This is a genomic window from Fusibacter sp. QWL-12 (assembly GCF_058683495.1).
Genome location: NZ_CM178745.1, coordinates 1,499,278 through 1,521,084, shown reverse-complemented (window position 1 = coordinate 1,521,084; position 21,807 = coordinate 1,499,278). Strand labels below are relative to the sequence as shown.

General features: G+C 37.6%; 20 protein-coding genes. 12 read left to right on the top strand and 8 right to left on the bottom strand.

The genetic code is table 11. The features are described from left to right. The first annotated feature begins 2 nt into the window (after positions 1-2). A complete protein-coding gene (locus AC4PID_RS07655) occupies positions 3-440 on the top strand; it encodes a Fur family transcriptional regulator (protein WP_492134983.1) in 438 nt (145 codons plus the stop codon). 136 nt (positions 441-576) lie between these two features. On the opposite strand, the gene AC4PID_RS07650 is transcribed toward AC4PID_RS07655, so the two are convergent. Both AC4PID_RS07650 and AC4PID_RS07645 read right to left on the bottom strand, forming a co-directional pair. Continuing rightward, a complete protein-coding gene (locus AC4PID_RS07650) occupies positions 577-2,070 on the bottom strand; it encodes a CAP-associated domain-containing protein (RefSeq protein ID WP_492134982.1) in 1,494 nt (497 codons plus the stop codon). A 226-nt stretch (positions 2,071-2,296) separates the two neighbouring features. Continuing rightward, positions 2,297-3,124, bottom strand: coding sequence for a methyl-accepting chemotaxis protein (locus AC4PID_RS07645; RefSeq protein ID WP_492134981.1), 828 nt, complete (start codon positions 3,122-3,124; stop codon positions 2,297-2,299). Positions 3,125-3,490: 366 nt separating this feature from the next. On the opposite strand from AC4PID_RS07645, the gene AC4PID_RS07640 reads away from it, so the two are divergent. The 10 genes from AC4PID_RS07640 (at position 3,491) to AC4PID_RS07595 (ending at position 12,529) form a co-directional block, all read left to right on the top strand. Next, the gene (locus AC4PID_RS07640; RefSeq protein ID WP_492134980.1) at positions 3,491-4,864 is read left to right on the top strand and encodes an MATE family efflux transporter; all 1,374 of its coding nucleotides are present in this window, start codon (positions 3,491-3,493) and stop codon (positions 4,862-4,864) included. Positions 4,865-5,054: 190 nt separating this feature from the next. Continuing rightward, a complete protein-coding gene (locus AC4PID_RS07635) occupies positions 5,055-6,326 on the top strand; it encodes an ArsB/NhaD family transporter (RefSeq protein WP_492134979.1) in 1,272 nt (423 codons plus the stop codon). Positions 6,327-6,338: 12 nt separating this feature from the next. Next, entirely contained in the window at positions 6,339-6,818 is a 480-nt protein-coding gene (locus AC4PID_RS07630; RefSeq protein ID WP_492134978.1) for a hypothetical protein, read from the top strand. A 212-nt stretch (positions 6,819-7,030) separates the two neighbouring features. Beyond that, complete coding sequence (locus AC4PID_RS07625; protein WP_492134977.1) at positions 7,031-7,489, top strand: hypothetical protein; 459 nt, start codon at positions 7,031-7,033, stop codon at positions 7,487-7,489. A gap of 61 nt (positions 7,490-7,550) precedes the next feature. Next, positions 7,551-8,537 carry a substrate-binding domain-containing protein gene (locus AC4PID_RS07620; RefSeq protein WP_492134976.1) on the top strand — a complete coding sequence of 329 codons (987 nt, stop codon included), beginning with the start codon at positions 7,551-7,553 and terminating at the stop codon, positions 8,535-8,537. Between the two features lie 17 nt (positions 8,538-8,554). Beyond that, positions 8,555-8,941: a hypothetical protein gene (locus AC4PID_RS07615; RefSeq protein ID WP_492134975.1), complete on the top strand. Its 387-nt coding sequence runs from the start codon at positions 8,555-8,557 to the stop codon at positions 8,939-8,941. 123 nt (positions 8,942-9,064) lie between these two features. Continuing rightward, complete coding sequence (locus AC4PID_RS07610) at positions 9,065-10,204, top strand: acyl-CoA dehydrogenase (protein WP_492134974.1); 1,140 nt, start codon at positions 9,065-9,067, stop codon at positions 10,202-10,204. A gap of 23 nt (positions 10,205-10,227) precedes the next feature. Continuing rightward, the gene (locus AC4PID_RS07605) at positions 10,228-11,010 is read left to right on the top strand and encodes an electron transfer flavoprotein subunit beta/FixA family protein (protein WP_492134973.1); all 783 of its coding nucleotides are present in this window, start codon (positions 10,228-10,230) and stop codon (positions 11,008-11,010) included. Positions 11,011-11,021: 11 nt separating this feature from the next. Then, on the top strand, positions 11,022-12,041 hold the full coding sequence (locus tag AC4PID_RS07600; RefSeq protein ID WP_492134972.1) for an electron transfer flavoprotein subunit alpha/FixB family protein: 1,020 nt from the start codon (positions 11,022-11,024) through the stop codon (positions 12,039-12,041). Between the two features lie 107 nt (positions 12,042-12,148). Beyond that, on the top strand, positions 12,149-12,529 hold the full coding sequence (locus AC4PID_RS07595; RefSeq protein ID WP_492134971.1) for a hypothetical protein: 381 nt from the start codon (positions 12,149-12,151) through the stop codon (positions 12,527-12,529). 92 nt (positions 12,530-12,621) lie between these two features. Here the strand turns inward: AC4PID_RS07595 and AC4PID_RS07590 are convergent, their stop codons facing one another. From AC4PID_RS07590 to AC4PID_RS07565, 6 genes are read right to left on the bottom strand one after another with little or no spacing between them, the layout of a single operon-like run. Continuing rightward, on the bottom strand, positions 12,622-14,031 hold the full coding sequence (locus AC4PID_RS07590) for an AMIN-like domain-containing (lipo)protein (protein WP_492134970.1): 1,410 nt from the start codon (positions 14,029-14,031) through the stop codon (positions 12,622-12,624). Positions 14,032-14,045: 14 nt separating this feature from the next. Continuing rightward, positions 14,046-15,116 (bottom strand): sensor histidine kinase, encoded by a 1,071-nt coding sequence (locus tag AC4PID_RS07585; protein WP_492134969.1) that lies wholly within the window; start codon positions 15,114-15,116, stop codon positions 14,046-14,048. Between the two features lie 3 nt (positions 15,117-15,119). Beyond that, positions 15,120-15,803: a response regulator transcription factor gene (locus AC4PID_RS07580; protein WP_492134968.1), complete on the bottom strand. Its 684-nt coding sequence runs from the start codon at positions 15,801-15,803 to the stop codon at positions 15,120-15,122. A gap of 56 nt (positions 15,804-15,859) precedes the next feature. Beyond that, on the bottom strand, positions 15,860-17,026 hold the full coding sequence (locus tag AC4PID_RS07575; RefSeq protein WP_492134967.1) for a D-alanine--D-alanine ligase family protein: 1,167 nt from the start codon (positions 17,024-17,026) through the stop codon (positions 15,860-15,862). 28 nt (positions 17,027-17,054) lie between these two features. Then, on the bottom strand, positions 17,055-18,635 hold the full coding sequence (locus tag AC4PID_RS07570) for a UDP-N-acetylmuramoyl-tripeptide--D-alanyl-D-alanine ligase (RefSeq protein WP_492134966.1): 1,581 nt from the start codon (positions 18,633-18,635) through the stop codon (positions 17,055-17,057). Next, positions 18,635-19,396, bottom strand: coding sequence for an alpha/beta fold hydrolase (locus tag AC4PID_RS07565; protein WP_492134965.1), 762 nt, complete (start codon positions 19,394-19,396; stop codon positions 18,635-18,637). Before AC4PID_RS07565 ends, AC4PID_RS07570 begins: the two co-directional genes overlap by 1 nt. A gap of 179 nt (positions 19,397-19,575) precedes the next feature. Here AC4PID_RS07565 and AC4PID_RS07560 point away from each other — a divergent pair, with 179 nt between their 5' ends. Then, complete coding sequence (locus tag AC4PID_RS07560) at positions 19,576-21,489, top strand: S-layer homology domain-containing protein (RefSeq protein WP_492134964.1); 1,914 nt, start codon at positions 19,576-19,578, stop codon at positions 21,487-21,489. Positions 21,490-21,807 lie beyond the last annotated feature (318 nt).

Sequence of the window (21,807 nt, the reverse complement as noted above, 5' to 3'; positions counted from 1 at the left end):
CTATGAATCAAAATATTGTCGAATTATTTAAAGCCAATCAAATAAAAAATACGACTCAAAGACGTCGGGTCATTGAGTATCTAATCACTTGCAAGGAACCTGTAACTGCTGAGAGTATCTACATCGCCTTATTTGAGGATGACGCCTACGAAGATAAGGTGAACCTATCAACGGTTTACAGAATACTCGATTTGTTTGTTAAACAGAGCATCGTTTTAAGAAATTCGTTTGGCAATGAACATAAGTCTACCTATGAGTTTAATCGTAGGGAGCACAAGCATCACTTGATTTGTGTAAAGTGTAATAAAGTAACCTCTATCAAAGGCTGTCCGTTAAAAGCCTATGAACAGGATCTTGGCAATCAAACGCACTTTAAAATTTTAGAGCACCGATTAGAAATTTTTGGCGTCTGTCCTTCGTGTCAAGAAAGAGGTAATTAAAGAAGAAAATCGGGACATCCATTGACAGGATTTAATAGAGAGTATAATACAAAAAGAGCAACCTACTGCAGATTTGCAATAGAGTTGCTCTTGTTTTTAGAATAAAGAATCAATACTGAAGATGGCACCATTAAAATTAAGGCGTAATAAAATCCTGAGTAAAGTAATTGACATATTCACCACCAATGTAGATCCCAACACCAAGATAATCAATCTGTCTTAATAGATTTTCTCTATGTCCAGGTGAATTTACCCAACCTGAGTGTGCTGCAAAAGCATTTGTGTATCCTGCAGCGATGTTTTCAGCAGCTACAGAATAATCGATACCATCTGCTAAAATACGATCAAAGGGCGAGTAACCACTTGGATTAATGTGATCGAAGAAAGAACGAACTGCCATATCCTTGCTGTGTTTTCTAGCCACGTTTGCTAGACCCTCATGCCAAGCCAAAATCGGTTTGCCATTTGAAACTCTAAAGACGTTTGCTAAGTCAAAAATGGTCTTCTCATACGAAATTCTGAGTGCATCAGATGCTGTGCCATATTGACGTTTCATAGCTTGTTCAACGCTATAATCCACTACTTTTACAGCGAAGAGCTTTCCACCCAAAGTAGTATCAAAATAAGCGGTTACATAGGCATTGTCCTTTAGATAAACAGCCGTTTCAGCTGTATTGTACTGCTGATACTGCGTTGTACCTTTTTGGATGTAACTCAGTGGCGTTCCTAATAACTTGGTAACCTCTGCTTTGGTTTGGCCTATTGTGACGTTTGACTTGCCACTTAATAAGTCAGAAGCAGTATAGAGCGCAACAACTTTGTTGTTCTGAATGCCAATTTGGTAATAGCTTTTATAGTTACTGTGATAGACCAGCCATTTAAAGCCGTATTCACTAGAGTCTTCGCGAACGGGTTGACCTGCGAGTTTGATAACCGAGTCGTAAGAGTCACCTAATTTTATTCCACTGACACTGTAAGTGGCTGTAGGTGTATTTCCTTGTAGAACGCCAATTTCAGTGAGAAGCTTTTGTGACATTACAGCGGCATGTGCTCTTGTAGCGGTCTTTGTAGGTCCAAACGTACCATCAGGATAACCATTTATAATGCCAAGTGCAACGGCAGCGACAGATTGATCGTAATACTCACTTGAAACCGTATTGAAATCTGATAATGAGCTTAATGCGCTGGATTTTTGTGTTTCACTTATGGTTTTACCTCTACTGTAGAATGCATTGACGACGATGCTGGACATTTCTTCTCGAGTAATTGATTTTTCTAGGCTGCTTTCTGTAATGCCGCCATACTCAGTATCTTTAATTAAGCCCGAAGTAAGCGCAGACTCTGCATAGGGTGCACCCCAATATTCATTTGGCGTTGCAGCTCTAAGTGGTAATTTAAGTGCATTGACAATTATGGCAATAAACTCAATTCGCTTTACAGAGGTATCTGGTCTAAAAGTACCATCTGGATAGCCGTTAATAACGCCAAGGGGTTTGATTGTATCTATATAGGATTCAGCCCAATGCCCTGTAGTATCCCCAAAAGCAGCTGCAAAATCTGCGGGTATACTTGTTACAGCAAGAGCAATTAGTAAAACAGTGACGAAAAGTCTTTTAATAAAACGATTCATAATTTCTCCTTAAGATCTACTTTGCAGTTGACATAATAAATGTGTAAACTTAAAGTTACACCCGAATCAACAAACTACCTTTATTATACTTGAATCGTGTTACCAGTGCATTACATTTCCATAAAGAATATAAGTCAATTCTATGAAAAAATGTTTTGAATACCTAAAAGACAAAAAAGTCGCATTAAATTCTGCGACTTTTAGAGAGCTTCATATTTGGATTCGCTTACAAACTATCTGATATGCTGGTCAACTCTTCTACCATACCATAGATGGACTCTATGCTTTGAGTAAGCGTATTTAAAATTGTCATGATTTCATCAGAAAGTGTGTACATCGTCTGAGTTTCTTCTTTTAATGATTGACTGTCAGTCATGATAGAGTTGGTCATCTGTGAAATGGATACCACAGAATCATTACTTTGCTTAGAAAGCTTACTGATCTCTTCAGCTACTACTGCAAAACCTTTGCCTTGCTCACCGATACGAGCGGATTCAATCGCTGCATTAATTCCAAGCATATTTGATTTCTTTGATATGTTTTGAATGATGGCAGTAAAAGAGTTAACTTCACCTATTTTGTTGTTAAATTGCTCTGTCAATTGAGCCAGTTGATTGGAAAAACGCGTAAATTCTTCAGCCTTATCAGAGATGTTTTTTGTTGAGTCAGTTATATCCGAAAGGTTATTGCTTAGCTCTTTAGCCATATTTCTTAATAGCTCCTGCTTTTCGGTGCTTTCACCGATAAACAGGCTACCGATTACCTTGCCGGTCTCGTTGTCATAAATAGGAAGTGCTGTTCCAACATAAGGTATGCCAAATAAGCTTGCATCTACAATGGCCATTTGTCTTTCTTTTAAAGTCATAGCTTTTTCAACAAGAGAACCGACTTTTACTGGATCTCCAATTTTGACTCTATGGTTGAGTTGCTTTCCTGATAAATAGTGTATGTAGGTATCTAAACTAGTTACAGCGATTGCTGTATCTCTAATTGCCAAGGCCTGTATGGTTTTGGAAAGTTCAATTAATTGTGTTAATTGTGGATGTATACTCATAATGCACTCCTTTTGAATGGTTTCATCCTATTATAAAATGCAAAAACAATGCCATGGCAATTATAAATTATTCTTGCCCTTAGTTGTATCTATACAAGCAAATCCGCCATCGTTAAAGATGCGTAGGTATTACATGGCTGGTAATGATAGGAACAGAAAAATTAAAAAGTGTAAAGTTTCCGATACATATAAATATAAATGTACGAAAAACTGTAAACAAAAGTTACACTTAATACGTATTAGTTGAGTTTCTTAATGATTGCAATCTGTATTTTGGAATTAGCAGTAAGATTGTGATTTACGTACTGTCTATTAAAAACTAGATTTGCTATAATGTGAGAAAGACTAAAAGTTGAGGACATAACAATGGAACAGGATTTAACTAGAGGCCCTATTCTTAAGGGGCTTGTAAAAATGGCGCTCCCAATTATGGGAACGAGCTTTATACAAATGGCATATAATTTAACCGATATGATTTGGATTGGATTCTTGGGTTCTAATGCAGTTGCAGCTGTTGGAATCGCAGGATTTTTTATGTGGCTATCACAAGCTTTTATTTTTCTAGGTAAAACGGGTACAGAAATTAGAGTAGCTCAGGCAACTGGAGCAGGAAAGAATGATGTGGCACAAAAGGTTGCACGAAATGGTTTGTTTATCAGTTCGGTAGTGGCTGTGATCTATTCCTCGGCTATCTTATTACTGAGAAGACCACTAATCGGTTTTTTTAATACGAATAATGCAGTTGTAGAAGATATGGCAATTGCCTATTTGATCATCGTCGTATCAGGTTTGATTTTTAACTTTTTAAATCAAGTTCTGACAGGGGTTTTTAACGGTAGAGGGAACAGCAAATTGCCGTTTCAGATCAATGCGGTTGGTCTTGTAATCAACATGGTGCTTGACCCAGTTTTAATTAACGGAATGGGTCCTTTTCCTGTTATGGGTGTCAAAGGTGCTGCGATTGCTACGGTGTTTGCTCAGGCAGTCGTTCTATCGATTTTCGTCTATAACATTCGCTTTAAACACAGTTTGTTTAAGCACTTTCAGTTCATTCGAAAACCAGATCTTGACGAAGTGGCTACCATCGTTAAAATGGGATTCCCACCAGCACTTCAAAGTGCCTTATTTACTTTAATTTCTATGGTTATTGCAAGAATTATTGCGGAATATGGTGCGCTCCCGATTGCGGTTCAAAAAGTGGGATCACAAATTGAATCTATCACCTGGATGACTGCAACTGGATTTGCAGTAGCGCTGGGAAGCTTCGTTGGACAAAATTATGGCGCAAATCAATACAGAAGAGTGGTTAAAGGTTATTTTACTTCGATGAAAATTGCGCTGGTTATTGGTTTGTTTAATACATTGCTATTATTCTTTGGCGCAAAATGGCTCTTTATGATCTTTATCAGAGAATCTGCTGCTATTCCACTTGGGATAGACTACTTGAGAATTTTGGCAATTTCCCAGCTCTTTATGTGTGTGGAAATTACTAGTTCAGGTGCGTTTAATGGGATCGGCAGAACGGAACCCGCTGCCTTAACCAGTATCGCATTTAATTTGCTCAGAATTCCAATGGCAATTTATTTTAGTAAAATGACCATACTTGGTTTAAACGGAATATGGTGGAGTATCACCATTAGTAGTATATTTAAGGGTGTTATTGTCTTTATTTGGTTTAACATCATCATAAAAAGGCGTCCGGAGTTTAGTGATAGGACTGCAGATTTACTGGAAAACTAGCTAATAAAACTTTAAATAATTAAAGATTAAATGTAAATTTTTTATTAACAAAGCCAAACACTTAAAATACTAAACAAAGTAAAGAACTCGTAAACTTACTTGATTTTTACTCATGTGAAGCGTATGATTAAATTTATCCGAGTCCAATTGTATGGACTCGAAATACAAAGTATAGGAAGTGTGCGGGGGTATGCAATTTCATCTTGTATTGGCAATAGGTGTTTTTTTCGTTACGTATTTACTGATTATGTCAGAAAAGCTTAACCGTACTGCAGTTGCAATGGTTGGCGCGCTTTTAATGGTAATACTTAATATTGAGGGGCAAGAAAAAGCACTACATTATATTGACTTTAATACCATCGGTTTATTGATTGGGATGATGATCATCGTCAATATTATGAAGAAAAGCGGTATTTTTCAGTATGTCGCAATTAAGGCGGCAAAAATTGCAAAAGGAGATCCATGGAAAATTATTCTCTACTTTTGCGTTATTACCGCCTTTGCTTCAGCGCTACTTGATAACGTTACGACAGTTTTATTAATTGTTCCAGTTACTTTGGTTATAACCGATACTCTGGAGCTAAATCCAATTCCTTTTTTAGTACCTGAAATTTTGATCGCAAATATTGGTGGCACGGCTACACTAATTGGTGATCCACCGAACATTATGATAGGTAGTGCAACTGGATTAGGATTTATGGATTTCCTAGTGGCACTTGGACCAGTGGTAGTGGTAATCTTTATTATTACCATGGCTATTTTTAAGTTTGGTTACAGAATTCACTATGTTGCTTCAGACGAAAACAAAAGAAAGATCTTAAAGCTAGATGAAAAGAAAGCGATAAAAGATCCTGTTCTTATGAAAAAAAGTATTTTTGTCTTGTTATGTACAGTGCTAGGATTTGTTTTACATCAGTACCTTGGCTATGAGTCGGCGACAATTGCCCTCTTTTTTGCATCCGTCCTTTTATTGATTAGTAAATGCGATGTTGAGGATATCTTTATAGAAATAGAATGGGCAACCATTTTCTTCTTTATCTCTTTATTTATCCTAGTAGGTGCACTTGAAGAGGTTGGCGTTATGGAATATCTTGCTTCTAAGCTTCTAGAAGTTACAGAAGGCAATATGATGTTTACCATGGTGGTTATTTTGTGGGTATCAGCAATTGCTTCTTCTGTATTGGACAACATTCCTTTTGTTGCTACGATGATTCCATTAATCAAGAACTTTGGGGCGATGTCTGGTCTCGATGTGACACCTTTATGGTGGGCACTTGCATTAGGCGCATGTCTCGGAGGTAATGGTACACTGGTTGGCGCATCGGCTAATGTAATCGTTTCTGGTTTGGTCGCAAGGCACGGACAAAAACTAAGCTTTGGTTATTATTTGAAAATTGGTTTTCCTTTAATGATTGTTTCGATTGCAATATCAACAGTTTATCTTGTTGTCTTTATCATATAAGGAGGCGTCTATATGCGAAAATTGATGAATGCAGAACTGATGGAACACGATATTAAGCTGAGACAGATGGGTGCAGATGTTTACGTTATTAACTCTAAAATGTGTTTTGTTGTCTTTTTAATTGGCAATACTGAAATTGCGTATGTTTATAATGTCAACAAAAAAGGACGCTATTTTTTAGAGCGAATAAAACCTTATCCATTAGCACTTAGAGAGTTTGAAAGAGAAGAAGATGTAATTGAGATCATTGAAATTGACCTAGAACAGTTTAAAAATGCTTCAAATAGTCATAACATAGAGACCTTTATTGAAATCAATCAAAACTTCAACTTGTCGCTTAGAAAGTTTGAGGATTTATTCCTCTACTTCAATGTACCAAAAGAAACAGCTGAAGCGATAAAGTCAAAGCTTGAGGAAATTGATCACATTATAGAAGCTGCAAAGACTTCATCTGATCGAATTTACTTTAAGAAAAATCCTGATAATTTATAATTGGACAAATAATGTATATAAACAGACTCAAATCGGATGGAAATGTAGACAATTATGTAACATTTGCTTGGATATGAGAGTTTACTGAATAATTGTGTCAGTTCATTAAAAATTCTGTTAATAAAAAGTATGAGATTATTAACACCGATTTTATTGTATTTCCAAACTCTATATGGTATTTTTAAGGCATATTGAAACGAGGAGTACATAGAATGACATTAACAGAATTCAAAACGACAAGCCCTTACGATTTTTCGCCTGTCGATATCATATTGGAATGGTCAAATCAAGCTGTAGAGCTTCACTATGGGGATCAAGAAAAAATTCAGATTTCAAAAATCCAAACGGTTGCCTCGGAAAGTGTTGATAAAGTTGTTATCAGCGAGATTGCAGGTAAAGACTATACCATCAGGGAGATGTTAACTGAAGCAAGTCGCATTCTCAAGAGAAATGGTAGATTGTTTATCGCACTTGGAAAGACAGTAGGCATTAATCCATTTTCAAGATTTAAATCGAAGCAAAAAAGCGAACAAGTAATGACGCATATTGAAAAGTATGTTGGTGAGCTTGATTTGTTGATTGATAAGAATTACATTCTTCAGGACGATCAAGTTTTGCTTGAAGTTGTAAAGTTAGAAAGTGATTATATATTAAAGAAGGTTGTCATATAGCGGTGCTGTTGTGACTGCCTTTTTTTTATGTTAGAATCAAAATACAAAGAGAGGTGATTGTGTGTTTATAGGAAAAAACAAAATTATTTTTTTCTTACTCATCTGTATGGGAATCAGTCTAGTAGCCTGTTCGCCTGATTCAGAAATAGTCAGTACAGAAAATACGGATGAGTACACACTTCAAATTTCCAATTCTGTTTTTGGTGAGGAAAGTCAAAACGTCTACATTACATGTGCAGCTGCTGAGGGCTTATCGGCTTATTCTCTTACAAAAATACTATATGAGCAGCCTACTTTAACTGAAGGCATAACGCTCGATTATAAATTGTATAATGATGTCGAGTCTTTAAAGGAGGCTTTGGAAAACAAAGAGCCTTCTATAGCCGTATTACCTTTTACACTTGCAATTGATACCTTAATCGCCCAAGAAGACTATAAGTTGCTTGGCGTAGCAAAAGGCAATAACCATTTGCTTTTAGGCATTCAATCCTTATACGATGTGCAGGGGAAGTCCATTAAGGTCTATGATCCGTCTGGTTATCAAGGCGTGTATTCTTCATCTATAAAAAGACTAACACATGACCTTGCCTTAAAAGGTTTAATACTAGATCGAGATTACACATTATCCTATATTGATACAATGGAAAATATGGTTCAAACAAATGCAAATGACTTGTTGATGATTGAAGAAGTTTATCTCGATAATCCAAAATTTGAGCAATACAACAACTATGTCACCCTTGATGAAGTGGAAGACTATCAGCTAGCAGTCATCGTACAAAAAGACGCTTATGAGGTTTATCCGGATTTGGTGGCTGCTTTTAGCAATGCTTATTACCGTGCTTGTATTTGGCTAAGCGCCAATCCAGAAAGAGCAGTAGCATACGCGATGCAGATTGATACGACGCAAACTACTATGCCGGTTCGAAGTATCTACTATTTCAATGCCGATAAAAGCATTAATCAAATCCTACAGATGATCGATTGGTTGGGCTACAGACAAAACGTCAAGGAGCGCATTTCAAATAGTGTCTATAAAGTACAGTAGTGAGGTGAGGAGGCTATATGGAACATTTATATAAATGGCAGGAGTTAGATGTAAGAAAAGATGCAACCTCAGAGACTTATTTCTTAGACTTTGAAAAAGACATGGCTGAAAATGGTATAAGAACACGTGTTGAGCCAATTTCAGGCGGTGGATACAGACTACTTGTGCCACTAAAGGATTATGAAGTTGCTAATGCGTATTATACGGGTGAAGTTAAGGCAATTATCTCAACTCATGAATCACTTTATCACGTTTTTGAAGACGATCTTTCTTTTAGAAATAAGAAACTTTATGACAACCCATATAAGGGAATGTTTAAGTTTAATCGCTTTCGAAGTTACTTATATATTGCATTTGTTTTAGTCGTTATGTTAATCATTTTGAAGTTTGTTAAAATTCCGTGAATTTACTAAAAAAATGAATTATGACCTTTGACTTTTTAGGTATTAGTGTTAAACTATTGTCATGGGGATAGTTTATTTTTTTTGCTTTACAAAGTTAAATTATTAACAAACGGAGGGACAAAAATGACATTTGAAATGACAAATGAAGACCTCATGATGCGTGAACTGTTCAGAAAGTTTACAAAAAATGAGGTAGAACCAATCGCTGCGGAAATAGATGATTTAGAAAGATTCCCAGCAGAAACTGTTAAAAAAATGGCAAACCTCGGAATGATGGGTATTCCATTTCCGAGAAACTACGGCGGCGCAGGTGGTACTTACTGGCAGTACATCAACCTTGTAGAAGAGCTTGCTGTAGCATGTGGCACAACATCAGTTGTCTTATCTGCACACACTTCACTTTGTGCAGCACCTATCTATGAATTTGGTACAGAAGAACAAAAACAAAAATTCCTAGTACCACTTGCTAAAGGTGAAAAAATCGGCGCATTCGGTCTCACAGAGCCAAATGCAGGAACAGATGCTTCAGGTCAACAAACAACTGCAGTTCGTGATGGCGATTATTACATCCTTAACGGAAGTAAAATCTTTATCACAAATGCCGGTTATGCAGATATTTACATCGTAATCGCTATGACAGATCGTTCTGCAGGCTTAAAAGGCATTTCAGCGTTTATCGTTGAAGCGGGCACACCAGGATTTACAATTGGTAAGAAAGAAGCAAAAATGGGTATTAGAGGCTCTAGTACTTGTGAGCTCATCTTTGAAGATTGTAGAGTTCCAGCAGAAAACATGCTTGGCAGTGAAGGTAAAGGTTTTAAAGTTGCAATGATGACCCTTGATGGTGGTCGTATCGGTATTGCAGCACAAGCTCTTGGAATTGCTCAAGGCGCTTATAATGAAACTGTTAAATATGTAAAAGAAAGAAAACAATTTGGCAGACCTATTGCTGCCTTCCAAAATACACAATTTGAAATTGCAAACATGAAAACCAAAATCGAAGCGGCAAGATTTTTGGTATACAGCGCTGCGTATAAAAAAGAGAAAAAGATGAATTATTCTCAAGATGCAGCAATGGCGAAGCTATATGCTTCAGAAGTTGCAATGGAAGTTACGACTAAAGCGGTTCAACTACATGGTGGTTACGGTTATACCCGTGAATACCCAGTTGAAAGAATGATGAGAGACGCGAAAATCACTGAGATCTATGAAGGTACAAGTGAAGTTCAAAGAATGGTTATCTCAGCAGCTGAATTGAAATAGTCTGTGTAAATGGAGGGAAAACGATGAAAATTGTTGTATGTATAAAACAAGTACCAGATACGAACGAAGTACGTCTTGATCCAAAGACGGGTACATTGATTCGTGATGGCGTTCCAAGTATCATCAATCCAGATGATAAAGCTGGATTAGAAGCAGCATTAAGATTAAAAGATCAATACGGTGCACATGTAACCGTTATTACAATGGGACCACCACAAGCTAAAGTTGCTCTTCAAGAAGCTTATGCTATGGGTGCAGATCGCGTGATCTTATTAACAGATAGAGTATTTGCAGGCGCCGACACATTGGCAACATCAACAACAATTGCGGCTGCACTTAAAAAGATAGATTTTGATTTAGTAATCACAGGTAGACAAGCGATTGATGGTGATACAGCACAAGTTGGACCACAAATTGCAGAACATTTGGCTTTACCACAAATTTCATATGTATCGGCATTTGAGCACCACGGTGATCATGCTGTTGTAAAAAGAAGCTTTGAAGATGGTTTCCAAAAGATTAAAGTAGCTTATCCATGCTTAATTACGGCTTTGGCTGAACTAAACGAGGCGAGATATATGTCTATTAAGGGCTTAATCGACGCACACAGAACACTTGAAATCGAAACATGGGGCTTTGCAGAAATCGATGCTCCAGTTGAAAAAATGGGTCTTAAGGGTTCGCCGACAAAGGTTAAAAAATCGTTTACTAAAGGCGCAAAATCAGCTGGTAAAGTCGTTGAAGGTACGCCAAAAGAATTGGCGATTGCTATCGTTGACAAGTTACAAGAAAAATTCATAATCTAGGAGGCCATATAATGAATATCAATGATTATAAAGGTGTGCTCGTATACGTTGAGCAACGCTTTGGTGAAGTTCAAAACGTCTCTCTAGAGCTTTTAGGCAAAGGGAGAAAAATTGCTGATGAGTTAGGCGTTCACGTTGTGGCGGCTCTTGTCGGAAAAAATGTAGAAAAACACAGTAAATTGCTCGTAGAGTTCGGTGCAGATAAAGTTTTGGTAATGGAAAACGACGCATTTGAGCTTTACTCAACTGAACCTTATACACAAGCTCTTGTACAAGCGATTCGTTCAGAAATGCCTGAAATTGTATTGTTTGGTGCGACTTCAATCGGTCGTGACTTAGCACCAAGAGTATCTGCAAGACTTGAAACAGGCTTAACTGCTGACTGTACGTCGCTTGAAGTATCAGAAGATAGAATGCTTCTCATGACACGTCCTGCTTTTGGTGGTAACATTATGGCAACCATCGTAAGCCCAGATCACAGACCACAAATGTCTACAGTTAGACCTGGTGTTATGACAAAGATGGAAAGAGCAGTTGGCAGAGCGGGCGAAATCGTAAATTATCCAGTTCAAATCGAGAAAAATGCTCAGTTTGTAGAAATTTTATCCTTTGAAAAAGAAACTGAAGAAAAGCAAGACATTCAAGAAGCGACAGTCCTTGTATCAGGTGGACGTGGCGTTGGTTCTGCTGAACACTTTAGCTTGCTTCACGATTTAGCTGAAGAGTTAAATGGACTTGTTTCTGCTTCAAGAGCAGCTGTAGATAGCGGTTGGATGGATCATGACAGACAAGTTGGCCAAACTGGTAAGACGGTTCGACCAAATCTTTATATCGCATGTGGTATCTCAGGTGCTATTCAACACGTTGCAGGTATGGAAGAAGCGGAACTCATCATCGCAGTTAATAAAGACAAAGGTGCTAAAATCTTTGAAGTAGCTGATCTTGGTGTAGTAGGTGACGTTCATAAAGTATTACCATTTGTGATAGAAGAAATCAAAAAAATCAATCAAGCTAAAAAAGTAGAAAATTAATGTTAATTCTTACCGATTTCTAATCTGAGGCTAACGCGTTTTATAAGTATGTCGATTATGATGTATATAGATAAACGGACGAAGGTCTTAAATAGATGGAGGTAAATATGATATTTGCATTAATCGTAATGGCGATTATCGCCAAGGTGTTACACGGCAAGGGTTATAGTTTTGAAAGAATGCTACCTTATTTGCTTATAGGTGGTATCGCAGCTTATATTTTACCAGTAGGTAAGCTTCTCGTGTTACCATTTGAAATTATCGGCTCAGTATTTGGTGCTGTATTTGGTGGTTTAGGTGGTGCAATTGGTGGTGTTATCGGTGGTATATTTGGTGCAATTGGTGGATTAATAGGTGCAATATTTGGTATTATCGGTGCCACAATTGGAATTATATTTGGCGCTATTGGTATCGTCTTTGGGATTGTTACAGTGGTTATTATTCCGCTACTCATCATTTTTTTCGTACTAAAACTTGTCGTTCATTAAAGAATCCTTTTTCATAAATTAATAAAGCCTAGAAGAGCATCATCTCAACCACATAAAGTGGAAGAGATCAATCTTCTAGGCTTTTTAATTGATTATTTTGGTGCGATATCCACAACCAATCTAGCAGGTGACTTGAGGTCGAAGACCTTAAACTGACTAGGTGATTTTAAATTGATATCAATTTGAACGCTTTCACCTTGTCCAGCAAATGAGAAACCAACGCTTGAAATGTTTGGACTATCCTTGAAGTTAACCGGATTTAAACTTGCATATGCATCTCTTGCACCTGTAAGCACGATAGTAATTTTTTTGCCATCAGCTGAAAGTGTTGCTGAATACGAAGTCGCTATATCAACGGTTTCAGTTGGCGTGCCATCGACCCACTTCATGATATCAAATGCCAGTCTTTCAAAATCGCCATGATCGCCATATCTGACCCCACCGACATCTTGACCAGAAGAAAGTGTGCCACCAGTAAAACTACCTGATGATTTAAAACCAGCATAATCAAATTCAGTTGGTTTTGATGTGGTTGGTTCTGTCGTTGTAGGTTTAGGAGGTTCCGTAGTTTGTGTTTGAGTTGATTCAGTTGTAGAAGGTGGTTCTGTAGTATCTATACTACCAGTATACGCAGTTGAATTATAGCTAACCCCATCCAACAACCAGCTACTGCCTTGATCTACTACTCTAAAGTCCCATTGGACGCTATTGGTCTGAGAAATCCCATTGGCATTTTGACGAATGACGGTATCGATAGTAAAGGTTGCATCAGATTCGTTAATTTCAGAGTCAGTGACATCAACCGATATGATTTCTTCTATCTTACCCGTTCCTGCAAATTCTGTTAAAACGGAAAGTGCATCTGAAGAACTTACAAACAAGGTTGTAATATTTAAGTTACCTTTATTAGAAAACTCCGGTAAATAGTTGAAAAATAAATTGAGTGGCTCAATTGCAGGCGCTTGACCTAAATTGATTGCCTCAAAAGTTGTGGTCTCAGTTGTTTCAACACTGCTTTGAGCCTCAGTGGTTTCCGTTGTCACCACCTCTTTATCACTATCGTATTTCCAAGGCAATTTAATGATACCTGATTTGAAAATGATAAACAACAGGACTAAAATAGCGAGGACGATGATGATTACACGATAGCTATTTTTAGAAATTTCTTCATCTTCATCGGAATTTTGAGCTGGCTTTTCAGGTCGCTTGCTCTTGAGCGGAGGAGGTGCTGAAGGTTCAGCTTTTGGTGAAGTAGGCTCTGACTTTCTACTTGGCTGAACCGGTCTTTTTTTATGCAACATTCTTTCTACAGTAGCCACATCAAGAGGGTCCTCTTCATCGGAATCCTTTAGACCAAATAAATTTTTTAGCGCAGAATCAATTTCTTCATCATCTTCATCATTAAATTCCCTCTTTGGCGCAACGACGGGTAAATCGTAACCACAAATTTTACATTGTTTTGCATCGTCAGCGTTGACGAAACTACAATTAGGACATTTCATCAGGACTCCTTTCTTTAAATATCCAGTGGGAAATCGATTGTGAAAGTAGTTCCATTTCCCATGCTACTTTCAACGGTTATTTTCCCACCATGACGTTCTGTAAGTTGCTTAACAATTGCCAATCCTAACCCAGAGCCGCCTTTTTCCTTTTGATCCTTAACTTTGTTGACCATGAAAAAAGGATCAAAGATACTATCTAAGACATCCGTTGGTATGCCGTCACCATCGTCGTGAATCGCAATTTGTAAATGATAGTCGATGACCTTTGTACTGACTACGATCTTTGAATGGGCATATTTTTTAGCATTGCCAATTAGGTTTTCTAAAATTTGATTAAACCGATAGGGATCGACATTGATATACGTCGATATAAATGGTTTTTTTAGCTCCAAATGTAAATGTGAGTATTTGAATTCATCAATTTTATGATCAAAATAACTGCTGAGGATTTTTCCTGAGTTGAGTCGTTCAAGATTTAAAGTAAACTCACCTAACTCCTGCTTCGTATAAACCGATAAGTCATCAATTAAGTGATTCAATTGATCTGCCTTTTCAGCAATAGTTGCAAGGTATTTCTCGTAAGTATCTTGATCCTTAACAATACCGTCTTGTATCGCCTCGACATACCCTTTTATAGAGGTTAAAGGCGTTCTTAGATCATGTGTAATGCTAGCAATTAATCTTTTTCTTCTTTTCTCAATTTCATGTTGTTCTAAAATAGTATCCCTAAGCCGAACGCGCATTTTGTCAAACTCAGTGCAGAATGCACCTATTTCGTTATCTGCATCATATTCGATTGGATAATTGAGATTGCCAGATTGAATATGCTCAGCGGCTTTTCGCATCGCGAAAATAGGATCAAAGATATAGCGGTTCATGAGCAAGACCAAAATCATATAAAAGATGATGATAATTACCATAAAAAGAGCAAACCATAGATAGGGATTTTTAATTACCATGGAATGCTCACCACTTCTAATATCAAAGTTAATAAATAGAAATGCCATTGAGCCAAGTGTCGTAAAGACCATCCCAATCATAAATAGAATAATTAGGCCTCTTAAGGTCATTTTGAAATTCTTCATATGCTAGCCCTTAAATTTGTAACCGATGCCCCAAACCGTTTCGATGTACTCTGGATTGGATGGATCGGACTCAATTTTCTCTCTAATCTTGCGCATGTGAACGGTTACTGTATTGATATCACCAAACTCATTGTAGCCCCAGATTTCATCAAAGATCTTTTCTCTAGAAAGGGCTTGATTTTTATTGAGCATTAAATAGTGTAGAATTTCAAACTCTTTAACTGAGAAAGGAACAGCATCCCCTTTAACGGTAACGGTTCTTGCTTTAACGTCTAATACCAGTTCCTTTATCGCCAAAGTATCTTGAGGCGGTGTGCCTGAGAGCTCGTTAACACGTCTAAATTGAGACTGAATTTTAGCGATGAGAACTCTTGGACTAAATGGTTTTTCAATATAATCGTCTGCACCAAGTCCAAGTGCGAGAATTTTATCGGTGTCTTCCTTTTTAGAACTGATCATAATAATAGGTATGTTAGACTCTGATCGGATTTTACGACAAATCTCAAACCCATCGATCTTAGGTAAGATAATATCTAAAAGTGCAAGTTGTGGACCTTCTGACTCGTACTTTTGTAGGGCTTCTTCACCATCGGATGCAGTGATAGCTATATAGCCAGATGCATTGACATAATCGCGAATCAAGGTCTGAATTTGCAGATCGTCTTCGACAATTAGGATTTTTTCCATAAATAGTTCCCCCTTCGTTTAAAGATCTCATTAAGAATTATTTGAATTGTATATCTCTATTTTTTAATGCCTTTTAAATCTGCAGTAGAAAGAATATTGATATCGTTTGAACGCATTAGAGCTTCTTTTCTTCTGTAGGCTCTATAGCTTGCATCAATCATCTCCTGCAGCATCTCTTTAAAGGTTTTTCCAGTCGCCTCCCAAAGATAAAAGGCAAGAGAGCCAGGAACGGTATTAAACTCATTGATGAACGGTTTTCCACTGACTTTATCGACCATAAAGTCGATTCTAGTAACACCTGCACAGTCAAGTGCAATAAAGGCTTCCACTGCCATTTGCTCAATTTCTCTTCTTAAATCTGGTGCTAGATCAGCAGGGATCTTTCTCTTTGCTGAGGACATGCCCTTTGATCTTGACTCTCCGACATATTTATCTTCATAAGTTAAGAAATCACTTGCTGTTATGGGCTCTTCACACACGGAAATCTCTAATTTTTCACTATCTCCTAACACGGAGATGTTAATTTCTCGCATACCAACCAACATTTTTTCAACGAGAATCCTAGTTGAATACTGCTTGGCAAAATCGACCGCATCGATTAGTTCAGCTCTGTTTTTAGCTGGTGTGACACCTACGCTTGATCCGATATCCGCTGGCTTAACAATCATTGGATAAGGTAGCTTTTTCTCTAAAGCTTCAATGATGTCTGTTTGATAATTGAGCCAATGATGTGTAAAAAACCACTCGCCATCAACCACTCTGATTCCTGTACTTTGTAAAAAGAGTTTGGAAGCGACTTTATCCATAGTCAATGAAGCTGAAAGAACGTTACAACCGACATATGGGATGTCTAAGTGCTCTAACAAGCCTTGTAAACTACCGTCTTCACCACCAGTTCCATGGATGATCGGGAAAGCGACATCGATGTGATCGATGATTGGATTCTTGAATTTTTTCACAGGGTCTTCTATTAGATAAGCATTTCTTTCACCCTTAACCAGTTGAACACGTGTGCTATTTTCAAGTACCTTTTTTAGATCTTTAAAATGCTCGACTTCCAAAAGATAATCTCCTGTGTACCAACGGTTTTGTTTAGAAATGTAAATTGGAACGACTTTGTACAAGGACATATCTAGTAGCTGCGCAATTGCTTGCTGCGCAGAGATAATTGACACCTCGTGCTCGACACTCGTACCACCAAAAATGACACCAATGTTAATCATATGTTCTCCTTAGAAATGGTTATCGTGTTTATTCATTAAAAGTATCAGGTAAATCATTTTCAATTAAAACGACATCATTTAATGAGACGATTTCATTTAATTTGGCAAACCCATCTTTGAGATGACTTGCTATATAAAGCTTTTTAGAATCATATCCCTTTTCGAGTAGGCCATCTTGAATCGGCTGTGTTTGTTTTTTTCCTACTAAAATGACGAAATCACAAGCATCGGCAATGTACTCGCCAAATTTTTTGTTGAGTGCGTAGGCTTGATCGCCAAGTTCAATCATACCTGGAGTGATGATGATCTTTTTATTACCTGCATAATTTTTCAACACATCAAGGGCCATCTTCGAGCCAATTGGGTTCGAGTTAAACGCGTCATCAAGTATCGTATACTGATCATTGACACGGCGAGTAGAAAGACGGTGCAGAACCGGTTTTAAATCTGAGGTCATCGTACTGAGGCGATCAAATGATACACCTAGCTGAAGTGCAACGGCAATCCCTGCTACGACGTTCGATAAATTGTGACTGCCAAGTAGCTTGGTACTTAGTCTGATTTTCTTTCCGGTTTTAGTTTGAACCAGTGTAAAGCTTGACCCCGCTGAGCCCACACTAATCGCTTCTATGTGGTAATCTGGTGACAACGTGAGATCATCTGTGGCTGAGTATCTTATTGCAGTCACATCATCTCGTAGCTGAAGGTTTCTAACGTTTTCATCATCGACGTTGACGATGGCTGTCCCACCTGGTTGGAGGTGTCTAAAGAGCTCACCTTTTGTCCATATAATATTTTCAAAGGTTTTAAAAGTATCGAGATGTTGTGGCCCAATAGATGTGATGATGCCGTAAGTTGGTTTAACAAAATCACACAATTCCTTAATGTCTCCGACTTCCTTTGCACCCATCTCAGCGATAAGAATTTGATGTGTGGGCTTCAAATGTTCTCTGATCGTACGTGTAAGTCCCATTTTTGTATTAAAGCTTTCAGGTGTCATCAACACGTTAAAATCTTTTGAAAGCATTGTATATAAAACGTTTTTAGTACTTGTCTTCCCATAACTGCCCGTTATCCCTATAACGATGAGGTTAGGATTCTGTGCCATTAGCTTGAGTGCATCATTATAATAATAATTATTGATGGCGCCCTCTATCGGTTTGTTAATGGTGTTGCCAAGGTAGATCATTACAAAGCTAAATGGGTAGATCAAGAGAGCATATATTGTATAAACCGGTTTTGGTAAATAAATGACTGCTGTTCCTAAAACCAATAGCACTAATAAAGCGGTGGTTAAAAGTCTTTTAATCCTTGGTGTATATACCAGTTTTTTCTTAGCAGGATAAGCTTTCTTGATCAACCTCAAAAAGTACATGTTGGCTAGTAGTAAAAGACCGCCTATGATTTTAAGGGCAACCATATCCGTTGCAAAGTAAAGCGTGACCCCAATAAGATAGATGAGTTCATAGGGTCTCAATAATTGCGTAACCGCTTTTTTGAGATAGGGTATCATATAGTACCCGAATTGTTGAAAGCGATGGACATCTGTGAAATTTCTATAATAGGTCAACAAGGTAACGGCAAGTATGCCTAGAGCTGTGGTGATCATTAAATGCCTCCAATAAAGGTATTGATTATCGTTGAAAATCGTGCGGGCTGTTCAAGGTAGGAAAAATGACCTGCACCCTCAAATACGACCAAACCAGCATCTGGTATCATTTCTGACATCAGCTTTGCATCTTCGATAGGTGTAGAGGTATCTTGATCGCCCCAAACCAACAGCACTGGTGCTTCGAAATCCGGCAAAAGTGCTCTTAAATCTTCGTTGACTACCTTGCTGAGAACTTGCTTCATAATCGGTGATGCCTGTTTGTAGTCGCTACTGGAATATAGCTCTCTATAGGCTGCAAGTGGTTCCGCTAAAAGCCATTTAAGACCAGGTAATCCAGCTAAAATTCTAAATGCTTTAAACCCGTAGACTTTAAAGTAATAGCTGAGTGGACGCTTAGGTTTTATACCCGCACTGTTCACGAGAACGATGGCCTTTGGTCTAATGCGACCTTCGAGTTTGATGGCAACACGACCACCAAAGGAATGTCCAATCAAGACCGGACTTTGAATGTTTAAGTCTTTGAGCATTTTTTCGACAAAATCAGTGTACTCAGTTAAGTTCCAAGACTGTGAGGGTTCATCTGAAGCGCCAAACCCAGGAAAGTCGATCGATAAAACGTCATATTTTTTACTCAAGTCCTCGAAAATAGCGTCAAAGGTTTGAAGAGAAGCGCCCCAGCCGTGTAATAAAACGACAGGATGTCCCTTTCCTTGACGCTTATAGTTAACTTTTAATGTATCATAAGAATAAAATGGCATTTGATAACCTCGAAAGTGTATTATTCTTTATTTTATCATAAAAACACCTCTGTAATATACTTGAATTAGGCGGTGGTAAAATAAATTTAATAATGGGACTGGTACTCACGTGTTATAATAATTCTAGAATGAAAAGCGCTCTTGATAGATAGAGTCATTTTAGAGGAGGGAAAATGCAAATGCGTAAAAGAAAACCTTTAATTAGAACACTGGTTCTCATGCTGTGTGTTCTATTGATAGGCAATAGTGCTATCTCTATGGCAGTAACTGACGTTACTTCAGGTCACTGGGCAAATGCTCAAATAGGAAGGGTAATCGACAACAAGTTGATGCCGACTTATGCGAATGGTGCATTTCAACCTGATGCTGTGGTTACAAGCCTTGAAGTTGTGACTGCTGCTTATAGAGCCGTAAAAACAGTGGGCTTATTAGACAACATTGAAATGGGAACCCTTACGAGCAAATACGAAGCAGATTTGAAATCAATTGGTGTACCACAAATGCTTTCACCATACGATTCAGATACTTATCCTGCATTGGCGTTTGCACTTGAATATAAAATTCTTACGTTAGATGAAATTAAGGTTTTTTTAAATGGCACAACATTGACTAATGTTAAAAAGGTAAATGCCTCTGTGATCATTGCCAAAACGCTCAATGTGTTTAAGCAAGAAAATCTTAATAAGATTATACTTTTAAAATACAAGGATGCAGCTGAGATCTCGTTAAGTGCTATTAAATATGTTAACTTGCTGATTGAGTACAATATTATTTCTAGTACAGGTGATAGCTTAGGTAATTTCAACCCAAACAGCACAATTAATCGTGCAACGTTGGCGATTATGATCGATGGCCTTTACACTTCATTAAAAACAGGTGAAAATATCGATCCGACAAGCGAAACTCAAGTAGAAGCTACTACAGAAGGCACAACTGAAGGCACGACAGAAGAAAAGCCTTCAGTTATTGAAACAGAAAAAACCGTAAATGGCACCGTAGTAAAAATGGATGATGGCACATTCACAGTCACAATTAAAAATCTTTCAGGTAAAGAAGAATCATACAAGTTAGATGAAGCAACTGTATCGATAAAAGGCAATGCGGGAACTTATTATGACATTACTATTGGTTCTGTCATTGAAATCACAGTTAAAAATGGTATTGCTACAGGTGTGGCTTTAACAGAAAAATTAGCCACTATCGAAGGTAAAGTCGTTCAACTTTCAGGCTATATCGGAACAACCAATAAAAGAAGATCCCTAAAGGTTGCAGTATCGGCAACTTCAAATGAGTTTAGAAATGTCTATGAGGATACTTTAGTCACGATTAATGGTGTTCCTGCTTTGGCTAGTGATCTTAAAGCTGATTACAAAGTTATTGTTTATTACAAAGATTATGATGCAAAAAGAATCATTGCTTATTCAGATGCATATGAGTTTTATGGTATATTAAACGATACGTTTACGATGACTGCAACCACCAAAATTGGCATTACAATGGAGAATGGTACTGTGTTTAATGGGACCATCACACCAAAAGTAATCTTTGTAAATGGTTCTGCTGGATACAACAAAGGCGATATCGTAAAAGCGACATTGAAATTTGGTGAAATTGTAAAGGTAGAATGGATTGGACAAGCCAAAACGGTTGTCGGCGATGTAACTGGAATCAACATTAAGAAAAATCCTGAAATCTCAATATTATTATCTAATGGTAAGACCGAAACCTATGGTTTTTCTTCTAAAGCAAAGCTTTTGAATGAGACGGGTGATAATGCAATCACCATCTATGATTTGAGATTGGATCAAGAGGTTACTGTAGAAATCGGTATCGGTGGTATCGTTCAGCTACAACAAGGCAGAAAAATCATAGCAGAGCCTACAGCTATAAAAGCAACCGTTTCTCAAGTGGTTGAATCTTCTAATCTATTAATCGTAACGGATGAAAACAATCGTATGCGTACGGTGACTTTCCCAACAGGTAGTTCATATAAGGCTTCAAATTATAAAGCGGGAATGGTGCTTTATATAGAAGGTAAAGCAATTGCAGATACGATTTTTGAAGTGATTAAAATTACAGTACAGGCTCAATAAATACAAAAATAACTACTAAAATAATGGATTGAAAACCTTGCAAAAATTATGTTGACTTCTCAATATGAAGTGGATATACTATGTAAGTATTGTTTAATTGAATCGGTCTAAAGACACCCAGAAGGGTGGCTATTAACCTTACAACAAGAGTGACAAGTCATCCTTTTGGGGACTTTCTCACTCTTTTTTTTTAGTCAAAACCTAGTATGTGGTAAAATTTGAAGGCTTTATGCCATAAAATTTTTAGTATGTATATTACGATTTATGGCAGAGAATGAGGACTCGATTTTAGACATATGGTGTTCATAATATTCTGGC